Source organism: Sutcliffiella halmapala (assembly GCF_002019665.1).
Lineage (GTDB): Bacteria > Bacillota > Bacilli > Bacillales > Bacillaceae_I > Sutcliffiella_A > Sutcliffiella_A halmapala.
The window spans coordinates 1940477-1953008 of record NZ_KV917375.1 but is presented as its reverse complement, the minus strand read 5'-3'; the positions used below and the strand labels follow the sequence as shown (position 1 = coordinate 1953008).

Annotated in this window: 13 protein-coding genes; 1 reads left to right on the top strand and 12 read right to left on the bottom strand. The window is 37.4% G+C overall.

Annotated features, from left to right (window positions below; all coding sequences use genetic code 11):
- Window positions 1-6 precede the first annotated feature (6 nt).
- From BK580_RS09455 to BK580_RS09435, 5 genes are all read right to left on the bottom strand, one after another.
- Window positions 7-540: a GNAT family N-acetyltransferase gene (locus tag BK580_RS09455; RefSeq protein WP_078380082.1), complete on the bottom strand. Its 534-nt coding sequence runs from the start codon at window positions 538-540 to the stop codon at window positions 7-9.
- 216 nt (window positions 541-756) lie between these two features.
- Window positions 757-1530 carry an ABC transporter permease gene (locus BK580_RS09450; protein ID WP_078380081.1) on the bottom strand — a complete coding sequence of 258 codons (774 nt, stop codon included), beginning with the start codon at window positions 1528-1530 and terminating at the stop codon, window positions 757-759.
- The gene (locus tag BK580_RS09445; RefSeq protein ID WP_078380080.1) at window positions 1517-2491 is read right to left on the bottom strand and encodes an ABC transporter ATP-binding protein; all 975 of its coding nucleotides are present in this window, start codon (window positions 2489-2491) and stop codon (window positions 1517-1519) included. The genes BK580_RS09450 and BK580_RS09445 overlap by 14 nt, the downstream gene beginning before the upstream one ends.
- Before the next feature lie 182 nt (window positions 2492-2673).
- Window positions 2674-3837 (bottom strand): iron-containing alcohol dehydrogenase, encoded by a 1164-nt coding sequence (locus BK580_RS09440; protein ID WP_078380079.1) that lies wholly within the window; start codon window positions 3835-3837, stop codon window positions 2674-2676.
- 50 nt (window positions 3838-3887) lie between these two features.
- Complete coding sequence (locus BK580_RS09435) at window positions 3888-4763, bottom strand: gamma-glutamylcyclotransferase family protein (protein ID WP_078380078.1); 876 nt, start codon at window positions 4761-4763, stop codon at window positions 3888-3890.
- A gap of 176 nt (window positions 4764-4939) precedes the next feature.
- Here BK580_RS09435 and BK580_RS09430 point away from each other — a divergent pair, with 176 nt between their 5' ends.
- The gene (locus tag BK580_RS09430; RefSeq protein WP_078380077.1) at window positions 4940-5410 is read left to right on the top strand and encodes a nucleoside deaminase; all 471 of its coding nucleotides are present in this window, start codon (window positions 4940-4942) and stop codon (window positions 5408-5410) included.
- A gap of 118 nt (window positions 5411-5528) precedes the next feature.
- Here BK580_RS09430 and BK580_RS24035 read toward each other — a convergent pair whose 3' ends face one another.
- The 7 genes from BK580_RS24035 to BK580_RS09400 form a co-directional block, all read right to left on the bottom strand.
- Window positions 5529-5660, bottom strand: a complete 132-nt coding sequence (locus BK580_RS24035; protein ID WP_268877370.1) for a hypothetical protein — start codon at window positions 5658-5660, stop codon at window positions 5529-5531.
- A 181-nt stretch (window positions 5661-5841) separates the two neighbouring features.
- A complete protein-coding gene (locus BK580_RS09425) occupies window positions 5842-6834 on the bottom strand; it encodes an ABC transporter ATP-binding protein (protein WP_078380076.1) in 993 nt (330 codons plus the stop codon).
- A 14-nt stretch (window positions 6835-6848) separates the two neighbouring features.
- A complete protein-coding gene (locus BK580_RS09420; RefSeq protein WP_078380075.1) occupies window positions 6849-7805 on the bottom strand; it encodes an ABC transporter ATP-binding protein in 957 nt (318 codons plus the stop codon).
- A gap of 24 nt (window positions 7806-7829) precedes the next feature.
- A complete protein-coding gene (locus BK580_RS09415) occupies window positions 7830-8750 on the bottom strand; it encodes an ABC transporter permease (RefSeq protein ID WP_078380074.1) in 921 nt (306 codons plus the stop codon).
- A gap of 18 nt (window positions 8751-8768) precedes the next feature.
- A complete protein-coding gene (locus tag BK580_RS09410; RefSeq protein ID WP_078380073.1) occupies window positions 8769-9683 on the bottom strand; it encodes an ABC transporter permease in 915 nt (304 codons plus the stop codon).
- An 85-nt stretch (window positions 9684-9768) separates the two neighbouring features.
- Window positions 9769-11322 (bottom strand): ABC transporter substrate-binding protein, encoded by a 1554-nt coding sequence (locus BK580_RS09405; protein WP_078380072.1) that lies wholly within the window; start codon window positions 11320-11322, stop codon window positions 9769-9771.
- Entirely contained in the window at window positions 11319-12521 is a 1203-nt protein-coding gene (locus BK580_RS09400; protein WP_235864026.1) for a M20 metallopeptidase family protein, read from the bottom strand. Before BK580_RS09400 ends, BK580_RS09405 begins: the two co-directional genes overlap by 4 nt.
- Window positions 12522-12532 lie beyond the last annotated feature (11 nt).

Sequence of the window (12532 nt, the reverse complement as noted above, 5' to 3'; positions counted from 1 at the left end):
CTCTTTTTACTCAAGAAATGCTGGCGAGTATTCGACCACACCAGAAACACCACTAAGTCCATTTTCTTGCAGCTCTAATGCCATAAACACTTCATCCGACACTACAAATGGCGCTTTAATCCCCCACATGGAAGCTCGCTTGAACCCAAATTTAGGATAATAGGCTGGATGTCCTAATACAATGACAGATTTATAGTTCAACTCTTTAGCAATTTTTAAAGCTTCTTCAATCAACAGTTTTCCGATACCCTTACTTTGAAACGCTGGTAAAACAGAAACCGGAGCAAGCGCTAAAGACTCTGTTATATATGTATCATTTCTTATCGTAATTTTCGATAATAGTACATGACCGACAATCTCTTGTTCTGCGCTAAGTGCTACTAGTGATAGTTCAGGTACAAAAGCATCAAAATTCCTTAAGCGTGACACCAATTCATGCTCTTTCTTATCGCTAAATTCTTCTTTAGCAAAAGCATTCTTTATTACATTCTCAGTAGTATTATAGTCTCTTTGCTGTTCTTGTCTGATTGATATTTGCATTTTACTTTTCTCCTTAAGTATAAGCTTACACTAATCGGTTTATCAGATAAATAGTTCGACAAATTTAAGTGAGTTCCTTTAAAACCATTCCTATTATAATATAAACTAAACTGAAAAATTACGTCATTTTAGAAAGACTTGTTGCTTTCAACATTCGAAAATCTAATGATAGCCAAGAAAAAAAGCTTCTGGACTAACCAGAAGCTCAAGTTCCTATTAATATTGTCCTAACAACCCCTTCTTCATCGCTACTTTCTCACAACGATGGAAAACAAATAGCCCTAAGGCCAAATACACGACTGAGTTAATGAATAAGATGCCGAAATCAGACCAAGGTAATTGGGTTAAAGTCAAATTCTCCATCATTACTGTTCTTATCATGTTGACTCCTTTTACAAAGGGAGCGAATACAAGGTATGGTGCGACCGAAATCGGGATAAAGACCAGTGCCATTAAAACAAATTGGAATATCTGTAGAAAAGCTTGTATTTGTTTTACGATAATAGCTAAACCAGCAATCATAAAACTAACACCAATCATACTTATCATGGTTATGATTATAATAGGTATGGTCGTCAATGGATTAAGATTCATCCATTGACCAGAAGTCCACATGGCAGCAAAAAGTAAAAGAAGCATCAGAATCGATTGTAGTGAAAATTGCCCGATAATACGCATGAGCATAATTTTCCATACACCCATAGGCGACATGTATAATTGCTCCAATGTCCCACGCATCGCCTCGGTGACCACGGCAAATCCAATAAAATTCATCGTCAGCATCGTTAAGCCCCAAAAAACGACACTGATAATGGAATACTGTACATTCGCATCAAAGGTTGCTGGATCTCCAATAAACATAATACCGAAGAACGCACCGAGGAAAAGAATATAAAAAGTCAGTAACAAAGCAATCGTGTTTGGTAAATAACGCTTCATTTCAATGTATTCTTTTCGAAAGTTAGCATTCAATAAATTAAGCCATTGCAAGCTTTTTCTCCCCCTTCACTATTTGCATAAATACTTTTTCAAAATCAATAGTCGTGCGATCAATACTTTCCACCAGTGTTCCTTCCGCTTTAAAAATATCGAATAGCTTATAGATGTCCTCACTTCGTTCTAAATTCACTTCCACAATCGTTTGATGAGATTGCTCTGAATACGTACTTAAAGGAAAGTTAATGATTAATTGTTCCTTTTGTTTCGTGCTTAAAGCCTCTCCCAATTTAACGGAGTACGCCTTTGTTTCAAACAGATTGAGTAAATTCTCTACCTTTTCGTCTACCACTACCGTTCCTTTATTGATGATAATCGTGCGATCACATAATTCTTGCACAACTGGCATGTCATGCGAGCTTATAATAATTGTTCGTTGCTCTTCTTTTACAATCATCTTAAGAAGCTCTCGAAGTTCATAACTAATTTCCACGTCTAATCCAAGAGTCGGCTCATCTAATAATATAACGTCTGTATTCGCTAATAAAGCTACTGCGATGGCAAGCTTCTGTTGCATTCCACGTGATAAACCTTGAACAAGCTCATGCTCCTTTTCTTTCAAACGAAACTGTTCTAATAACTTTTCAACTTGAGATAATACTTGTTTACGAGATTGACCGCGGTTTCCAGCAAAGTATTCCATGTTTTCTCGAACAGTTAAGCGCCAATACAAATTTCGATTCCCCTCTAATACTGCGCTAATATGGCGCAACGCCTTTAGCCTCTTTTTATGTATATCTATTCCATTGATTCGGATAGAGCCAGAATCAGCATGTAACAATCCACAAATCATCTTAATTGTTGAAGTTTTCCCTGCACCATTTGGCCCTAATAATCCAAGGACCTCCCCACGATGAACATCAAATGACACATTATTAACTGCTGTAATGACCTCTTTCGTTTTTCTTTTGACATAATTCTTTTTTATGTCACGCACTTCAATAATCTTTTCCATTTAATCACCCTCCCCAAATTGAATTTACCATTACCTCTTACTAATATTCATTATATTTAGAATATTGATCTTATTAAACGAGATGCAGTTGGATTTTCTCTCCGTCTTAAGGTGGATATTTAGAACTATCTACATTATTGGGTATAAAAAAAAGCCCTAAAGATTTTAGGACTTTTTTCAACTTACTTCGCCAACTGATAAATTCGATAAACATCTTCTTCTTGTAATTTCACAAAATTCCCGAGTGCCCACCGTTCAGTTGCTTTTTTTGCCATTTCTTCAAAATGCTCTTCGCCGATATTGGCTTCACTTAATGTGATAGGCATCCCGATAGATCGGAAGAATTGCTCCGTTTTCTTGATACCTGCCAAAGCAGTTTTTTCTAAATCATTTAAGTCAAGCTCTACATCCCAAACTCTGTTAGCAAATTGGGCAAATCGTTTGACATCGTGTTTATATACATACTTCATCCACGCTGGGAAAATAATTGCTAAACCCGCTCCATGTGCAATATCATAAATACCACTAATTTCATGTTCGATATCATGACTAGCCCAGTCACCAATTCTTCCTGTCCCCAATAAATCATTATGTGCAATTGTACCCGCCCACATAATCTCCGCTCTTGCATCATAATTTGTTGGATTCTCTAGCACAGTAGGAGCATTATTGATAATTGTCTTTAATGTCGCTTCACATAGTCGATCCGTTAGCTCTACATGCTTCACATTTGTAAAATATCTCTCCAATATATGTGCCATCATATCCGTGATTCCGCAAGCTGTTTGATAAGAAGGTAATGTATATGTAAGAATCGGATTCAAAATGGCAAACTGTGGTCTCATCGTTAAATGTCCGGTCGCACGCTTGAACCAGCCGTCCTCATTCGTCACAACGGTCCCGGAGCTTGTCTCACTACCTGCTGCTGGAATCGTCAATACCACACCAATCGGTAAACACTCTGTCACTTGATTTTTCCCAGAAAAGAAATCCCATACATCTCCATCATATTTCGCTCCTGCAGCTATAGCCTTTGCGGAGTCAATAACACTTCCGCCACCAACCGCGAGAATAAAATCGAGTTCATGCTCCTTACACATTGTCACTCCTTCTCGAACAAGGCTAACTCTAGGATTAGGCTTTACACCACCTAATTCATAGAACTCAATACCCTCTTCCTTCAAGGAATTTACGATTTTCTCGTAAAGCCCACTGCTTTTAATACTACCGCCACCATAATGTAACAGCAGTTTTTTCCCGTGAGCTTTCGATTCCTTACCAACCATTTGTTCGGTATCTTTCCCAAAAATAATCTTGGTTCCATTTTGAAAAGTAAAGTCATTCATGTTATCTCCTCCTATTCATATATTAATTTCCCTCTACAACAATCGCAACTTTAAGGCTTATAAAAGTTTTTAGTTGTTTCAAACCTTTTATTAAGATCATCCTGCAGTTTTTTATAATACACCTCACTAACAAACCCCTTCGCACCTCGCAGGATTTGCGTTACATAATACTCTGATGGAGCAACCTCTTCCACTTTATCCACAACAAGAAATGTTAAGACATCTTGATATATAACGCTGTCAATACAGACATCCAGGAAAGCAGGTCGATAAATAGAAAAGGCAACTCCTTCTCTTTTAAATAAGTAAGGTAAGGCCTCATTTTTGATTCGATACACCTTTCCTTCAACATATTCATCTGACTCCACTAAATCCGCTTTTCCACCATCTAAAGAATTTCGCGTATACGCCAGTGAATAGTTAGCCGCAATACCGCAACCTTTCACATCCTTAAATTGCTCCTGTACACCAGATAAACAAAATCGTTCATCATCCATACATGAACCATAGGCAAAGTACAGTAGTTCTTGTTGAGCTAAATATTTTTGACATTTCCAATCTCCATACTTAATTTCGTTCAGATTCCCTATTTTAGTAGTTGATTGTACATATACTAAAGCTTCCACTGTTTCTTTATCTGTATATACGGTTTGTAAAATCCGATCGTAATTGTTGGTCCTTTCATTTCCTGTATATCCTTCCAAAAAATCAAGGCTTTTCAATTGTGCTTGATTAACCTCATACAATTCTCCATAAACTCTTCGCGAATTATGGGGAGTCATAACAGGATAATCACACCCCGTGTCATAAAGTATCCCAGTAGACCAACACTGCTTAGCAATGTTTTTCGCTTTCTTTAATAAAAAATGATTGCGCTCATGCCGTCGTAAAGTGCCGTAAACAAATACAAGGAATGTTTCTTTCATTTGAACAACTCCTTTTTGAATAGTAATTATTTATAAATATATTCATGTAGGTTTAATTTAGGAGTTCATTATCAGCAGCAATGCTCTAAAGCCATTTTCAAGTCAATAGAAAGTTCAAGATTTATCGTCTACTTCTCTGCTTCAAAAAATATAATAAAAAAAATGGAGGGGGAACTATGGATCACGAACAATTTTTGAAGTATGCCATAAAGCTAGCGAACGAGAATGTGAAAAATGGAGAGGGCGGTCCATTTGGAGCCATAATTGTAAAAGATGGGGTTATAATTGGCCAAGGAGTTAACAAAGTGACAAGTCACACAGATCCAACCGCACATGCAGAAGTACAAGCGATTAGACATGCATGTCTAGAAATGAAGGATTTTCAATTAACAAATTGCACGCTCTATACTAGCTGCGAACCATGTCCAATGTGTTTTGGTGCCATTTATTGGGCTAGATTAAAAGAAGTGTATTATGCGTATACGAAGGATGATGCCAAAAGTGTGGGTTTTGATGATGAGTATATTTATAAAGAAATAAATACGCTTGATCAAAAGAAAACGATCCCTTTTAACAAAATAGATGTAACGATTAAAGAGCAACCATTCACTTTGTGGGAAACAAACGCGAACAAGAAAATGTACTAGAAAATGAAATATTCTTCAATTATAAAGATGCACCTCTAACTTTCGAGGTGCATCTTTATAGTAACATGTCCGTACTAGGAGCTTTATTATTACTAGTTTAAACTAAGTATTATCAAACTCAATTTTTCACTGGAGTAACAACAGCAAATAAATTTTCAGTAGTATCCGATATGTTTACTTCAATAACTTTAAACTCCTGATAACTCCCTGTCTCATTCAATGTCGGTCTATTAATTTTGATGTCTTTCATTCTAATTCATCCTTTCAAAAAATATCTCACAACAAAACTAGCATATGTAAGAAAGGGAAATTGGTGACAGAATTCTGAAAGGTTTTTGATTAATCAAAATTGAAAATGTAGAATTAAGACTGATTTTAAAAATAATTCTTAGTTTTCTGACAAAAAACTATTACTACAAAGAGGTTCAATATTATACTCCCAATGGAAAATGACAGGCTGCAGAGTGGCCTTCACGATATTCCACTAATTCCGGTGTTTTTTGACTACAGATTTCCTGAGCATAAGGGCACCTCGTATGAAAATGGCAACCTGTTGGTGGATTGCTAGGGTTTGGCAAATCACCTTCTAATAGCTTATGTTCTTTCCTCTTTGTCGGATCAGGGATAGGAATAGCTGATAAAAGTGCTTCTGTATATGGATGAGTCGGATTTTCAAATAAAGAATCACGATCAGTAATTTCTACAATTCTACCAAGATACATAACTGCGATCCTGTCACTAATGTGTCTGACCGCTGGTAATCCGTGTGCGATAAATACATAGGTTAATTGGAATTCTTTTTGAAGTTTTTTTAATAGATTTAGTATTTGAGCCTGAATAGAAACGTCTAATGCTGAGACTGGCTCATCACAAATAATTAATTTTGGCTTTAATGCTAGTGCTCTTGCAATTCCAATTCTTTGACGCTGCCCACCACTAAATTCATGAGGGTAGCGATCAAGGTGATACCGATTCAACCCTACTACTTCTATCAAGTCTATTACTTCCGCTTTAATCTCAGCCTTGCTTTTTCCCCCATGAATTTTTAAAGGTTCCGCTATTAATTGTTCTATAGTCATCCTCGGATTTAGAGATGAAAATGGGTCCTGGAAGATAACTTGGATATCTTTTCGTAGTTTACGCAATTCTTCTTTTGAGAGTTTAGTAATATCTTTCCCGTCGAACCAGACATTCCCACTTGTGGGAGGTAGCAACCCTAAAAGCATTTGCCCAGTAGTGGATTTGCCGCACCCAGACTCTCCCACAATTCCAAGTGTTTCTCCTTCATAGACTTCTAAATTAACCCCATCTACTGCTTTTGTGTAGGTTATTTCTTTTTTTATAAATCCTTTTCTCATCTGAAAATGTTTTTTCAAGCCCTCAGCTTTTAACAAAGTTCTCGTTTTACTCACTGTTTCTGGCACGACACATCACTCCTTCACACGTGAAAACAACGTATTTTATGATCTAATCCAATTTGCTCTATTGACGGATGGCTTGTACGACATATGTCAGTTGCAATCGGACAACGAGGATGAAATTTACAACCGATAGGCATCTCTTTCGGAATAGGAACAGACCCTATTATCGATCCTAGTTCTTCCACCACCTGATCGATTTGTGGTATGGAGCTTAACAATCCTTTTGTATAAGGATGAGTTGGGTTTTTAAACAATTCATATACTGGTGCTTCCTCAACCACTTCTCCTGCATACATAACTACTACGCGATCTGCTACTTCAGCCACTACCCCTAGGTCATGGGTAATCATGATAATGCCCGTGTTAAATTCTATTTTCAGCTTTTTGATTAACTCTAGAATTTGAGCCTGAATGGTTACATCTAAGGCAGTTGTCGGTTCATCTGCAATCAGTAATTTCGGGTTACAAGACAATGCCATTGCAATCATTACTCTTTGTCTCATTCCGCCTGAAAGTTGATGTGGATATCTTTTAGCAACCTTTTGGGCATCTGGAATTCCAACAATCTTAAGCATTTCAACAGATTTATCGAACGCTTGTCTTTTATTTGCACCTTTATGAAGCATAATCACTTCACTGATCTGATTACCGATTGTAAAGACTGGATTTAATGAAGACATGGGCTCTTGGAAGATCATCGATATTTCCTTACCTCTTAATCTCCTAAGCTCTCCTTTTTTCATTTTTGTTAAGTCTTTGCCATTGAATTTTATTTCACCGTTGTAAATTTCTCCAGGAGTTAACCCTAGTATAGAAAGAGAAGTCACACTTTTGCCGCAACCAGACTCTCCTACAACTGCTACTGTTTCACCTTCGTTGACAGAAAAGGAGACGCCGTTAACAGTAGTAACGTATCCATCATCTGTCTTAAAACGCACCTTCAAATCTTCTACTTCTAGAAGTGCATCTTTCATATCGAATTCCCCCCTAACTCCCAACTAATTTGCTTTTAACTTTGGATCTAACACATCTCGTAACCAGTCACCTAAAAAGATTATTCCTAACACGGTAACTGTAATTGCAATGCCTGGGAATGTGGCTACCCACCAGCTTGTCGCTATATATTCCCTTCCATCACTTAACATCAGACCCCAGGAAACATCTGGAGATTGGATTCCTAAACCTAGGAAACTTAAAGAGGACTCTAAAATAATCGTAGTGGCTACGTTAAGAGTGGCAATGACGATAAATGATGAAATAATATTAGGTAAAATATAGACTGTAATGATGCGAAAATCTTTTGCACCAACAGCTTTTGCAGAATTTACATAATCACGTTCTTTAATACTTAAGGTCTCTCCTCGTACCATCCTGGCGTAGACTACCCAGGTCGTAACACCAAGCACGATTATTAATGTCATTAAGCTTGGACCTACAACCGCTAAGATAATCAACATAAATAAGATATTTGGAATGGCTAAAAAGGCATCCACTACGCGCATAATTGCACGGTCAATAAATCCACCATAATATCCTGCAATAAGCCCCATAGCTAAACCTATTGCCCCAGCAACTATTACGGCACTAATTCCAACTAGTAATGATACTCTTGAACCAACAATAATCCGACTTAAAATATCTCTTCCTAAATTGTCCGTTCCTAATAGATACGTTGAATCTCCACCTTCTGACCAAACTGGAGGTAGCAATCGATCCATTACATTTGTTTTTGATGGATCATGTGGTGCAATCACATCTGCTGACAGTGCCATCATTATCATTAATAGAACAATGACCAAGCCAACTGTGCCAGTCTTACTCTTAAATAACATTTTCACCCATTTTGAAAACTTGCTCTTTGTTTTTTCATTTTGAGTATTTATCGATATATCTTTATTTGTTTCAACTTGTATCTGCATCTAGAGCTAAACCCTCCTTTAGTCGTATTTAATTCTTGGATCAAGGTATCGATAAGCTAAATCTGCGAAAAGATTGCTACCAATAACAAGGATTGCAATAACAAAAGTTGCTGCTTGTACAACTGCCATATCTCGTAAGTTAACTGCTTGTACTAACAGTTGACCCATTCCTGGCCAAGAAAAAATGGTTTCTGTTATTAAGGTTCCACCTATTAAAGTAGATGTTTGTAATGCCATAATTGTCACCACAGGAATCAATGCGTTTCGAAATGCATGTTTATTAACAACAACTATTTCTAGCAAACCTTTACTTCGTGCAGTTCGAATATATTCTTGACCAAGAATTTCTAACATGCTAGACCTAATTAACCTTGTCATCTCAGCTGCTATCCCGGTCCCTAGAGTAATTGCTGGTAAAACGAGGTGCATCATTGAACCTGTCCCTGATACAGGAAAAATCTGAAAAGTAACCGATAATAATAAAATAAGCATAATTCCTAACCAAAAGTTCGGCATTGCTTTTCCAAGTACAGAGGAACTTGTGATAAATAAATCTATAAAAGTATTTCGTTTAATGGCTGATAAGATTCCAAGTGGTACTGAAATAAGCGTTGCTATAATCATCGAGGCGATAGCAAGACTAAAGCTTGCTGGTAATCGCTCTATTACAATACTTAACGCGGGTTGATTATAACGGAACGAGTCTCCAAAATCTCCTTTAACCAAATCTCCTAAAAAAACAAGATATTGTATATGTAGTGGTTCATTTAAGCCTAGAGACTCTTGTAACGCAGTTCTATCTTCATCTGTTGCTGTTTCTGGTAGCATAAGAGATACAGGATCCCCAGTTACTCGTACTAGAATAAATACGATGATCGTAATAATAAACAATACCGGTATAATACGTAGTATATTGGTCAGTAAAAACTTCATAGAAATCCCTCCTTAGTAAGGACAAGAAGGAACTGACAATTGACTAACCTGTCAGTTCCTTCTGCATACATCAATGAACAACTATTTACTTAACTGTAATGTCGTCAACGAAAATCATTTCATCTAACCTTGGTTGAAATGAAAGTCCTTCATTCACTCCATAAATTGAATCTAATTGGTACAGATAAATCTGTGGACGATCCTCTGCAATTAATACTTGTGCTTCTTTATATTGTTCCGCTCTTTCTTCTGGATTCATATTACTCATTGCTCCAAGTAGTAATTCCTCTACTCTTGGATTGTCATAATCCGTTTCTCCAGCTGCTTGTCCTTTGCTAAGGCGATCAAGTGCCAAAGCTGCATCAAACATGGAGTTTCCATAGCCAATTAGGAACATGTCGCTGAAGCTTTTACTTGCATATTTTTCGGAAAAGGAGCTCCATTCTAATAGATCAAGCTTCACTTCGATTCCTACTTCTGCTAACATTGCTTGCATCAATTCAACTGATTCTTTGTCTTTTAAATAACGACCACTTGGAGCACTCAATGTTAGTTGTAGACCATTCTCATAACCAGCTTCTTTTAAAAGATCCTTTGCTTTTTCAGGATCATAAAGACTTGTACCATATAAATCTTCATTTGCTCCAGTATTTCCTGGAGTAACACGTGTTCTAGTAACAGTTCCTGAACCTTCCATTAAATTATCAAGGATTACCTGTTTATCAATAGCTAAATCGATAGCTTCACGTACTTTAGGATCAGCAGTAGGGAAATCACCCGCAGTTCGAAGTACAAGCATCATTACACGTTGTGTCGGGCTATCTGCTAAAGTTGTACTTGCGTTTTCTTCTATACGCTTCCAGTCAGTAGGTGGTATATTCACTGCTATATCAACACCGCCGGTCAATAATTCAGAAACACGCGTTGAATCCTCTGGTACTGCACGGAACACCAACTGCTCCCATTTTGCTTTTTCACCAAAATAGTCAGGATTTGCTTCAAGAACCACTCTGTCATCTTTTTTCCACTCTACAAATTTATAAGGACCAGTACCAACTGGATTTGCTAAAAACGTCTCCCATCCTTCTGATTCAATGTATTCAGATGGTAATATGCCTGAGCCTAGGCGTGAAAGGCGATTTAACAGTGCAGGTTCTGCACTTTCAGTAATAATAGAAATTTCATAATCACTAATTATTTTTACTTCTTTTATTTGTTTATAATTCCCGTGTTCAAGCACCGTATTATCCTTTGCAACACGCTCTAAAGTGAATTTCACATCTTCCGCTGTGAAATCCTCACCGTTATGGAACTTTACACCTTCACGAAGCTTGAAGTTCCAAGTAGTTTCATCTACGTTTTCCCATGACTCCGCTAAGTCTGGTTGAAATTCACCATTCTCACCTGTTTTTATTAAATAATTAAACATATTAATGTGAATCGCTTCTGTAGAAGTATTGTTATGGTCATGAATATCAAAAGTAGTCATATCAGACCCCATGGCAATTACTAGTTTCTTATCATCTTTTTTTGCTGACTCCCCACCATCTGTAGACGTTTTACCAGTTGAATCAGATGTACATGCTACTAACGAAATCATAAGTACTAACATGACTAATAATGAAAGTATTTTTTTCATCTGTTTTCCCCCTCTAAATCTTTATCTAAAAAGTTAAGTGCAACCTTTGCTAACATCGCTGATCCATATGGCAGTGCTTTTTCATCAATATCAAATTTCGGATGATGTCCGGGATATCTGACCATGTCATCATTACCAACTCCTAGTCGAAAAAACACTGCTGGTACAAGCTCTGTGTAAAAAGAAAAGTCCTCTCCACCAAGTCCAGGCTTTTCCCTTGAAGAATGGCCTTCTCCTAGAACATCATCTGCAGTTTGTACTACTAATTCCGTCAATGCATCGTCATTTAGAATGGACGGAAACTTATATTGGAAGTCAAAATCATAAGTAGCCCCAAATGCTTCTGTTGTACCTTTAATAATCTTTTTCATCATACTTGGAACCTTTTTACGTAATTCGGGGTTTAATGTTCTAACTGTTCCTGTCATCTCTACTATAGGAGCAATAACATTGCTAGCATTACCACCATGAATTGATCCAACAGTTACTACAATTGGATCAGTAGGGTTCACTTGCCTGCTAGAAATATTCTGTAAGGCAGTAAGTATCTGCCCTGCCACTGCGATTGAGTCCACCGTCATATGTGGATGTGCAGCATGTCCACCACTGCCGATAATCTTTAGTGAGAAGAAATCAGCTGCACCACAGCCTACTCTTTCACTTGAAACTGTAATATTACCTGTATCAATTCCCGTGTTAACGTGGAGCCCTGCAATGGCATCAACATTTCGAAGTGCTCCTCCTTCAATCATCGCGCTGGCTCCACCTTGTCCCTCTTCTGCAGGTTGAAACACAAATTTCACATTGCCTTTTTCTATTCCTTGTTCGGTTAAGAGTTTAGCAGCACCTAACAAAATGGTTGTGTGAGCATCATGACCACAAGCATGCATTTTCCCTTCATTCCTTGAGCTATACTCCACTTCTTTTTCATCAAGAATAGGAAGTGCATCCATGTCTGCACGTAGGGCGAAAGTTGGACCAGGTTCTTTTCCTTTTAAAAGTCCAATCACTCCAGTCTTAGCGACATTTCGTTCCACTTCAAGACCAAGAGTTTCTAAATAATCAGCGACGATTGCCGCAGTTCTTTGTTCCTCAAAGCCTAATTCAGGATGTTGATGAAAATCTCGCCTTAATGCCGTTAACTCTGACTCGAGAAGCTTAGCCTTTTCTAAAATCGGATGATTCATCTTCAATACCATTTTGATTCCTC

Coding starts and splice junctions, on each gene's coding strand:
- BK580_RS09455 (WP_078380082.1), bottom strand. CDS start 540: ATGCAAATATCAATCAGACAAGAACAGCAAAGAGACTATAATACTACT.
- BK580_RS09445 (WP_078380080.1), bottom strand. CDS start 2,491: ATGGAAAAGATTATTGAAGTGCGTGACATAAAAAAGAATTATGTCAAA.
- BK580_RS09440 (WP_078380079.1), bottom strand. CDS start 3,837: ATGAATGACTTTACTTTTCAAAATGGAACCAAGATTATTTTTGGGAAA.
- BK580_RS09435 (WP_078380078.1), bottom strand. CDS start 4,763: ATGAAAGAAACATTCCTTGTATTTGTTTACGGCACTTTACGACGGCAT.
- BK580_RS09430 (WP_078380077.1), top strand. CDS start 4,940: ATGGATCACGAACAATTTTTGAAGTATGCCATAAAGCTAGCGAACGAG.
- BK580_RS24035 (WP_268877370.1), bottom strand. CDS start 5,660: ATGAAAGACATCAAAATTAATAGACCGACATTGAATGAGACAGGGAGT.
- BK580_RS09420 (WP_078380075.1), bottom strand. CDS start 7,805: ATGAAAGATGCACTTCTAGAAGTAGAAGATTTGAAGGTGCGTTTTAAG.
- BK580_RS09415 (WP_078380074.1), bottom strand. CDS start 8,750: ATGCAGATACAAGTTGAAACAAATAAAGATATATCGATAAATACTCAA.
- BK580_RS09410 (WP_078380073.1), bottom strand. CDS start 9,683: ATGAAGTTTTTACTGACCAATATACTACGTATTATACCGGTATTGTTT.
- BK580_RS09405 (WP_078380072.1), bottom strand. CDS start 11,322: ATGAAAAAAATACTTTCATTATTAGTCATGTTAGTACTTATGATTTCG.
- BK580_RS09400 (WP_235864026.1), bottom strand. CDS start 12,521: ATGGTATTGAAGATGAATCATCCGATTTTAGAAAAGGCTAAGCTTCTC.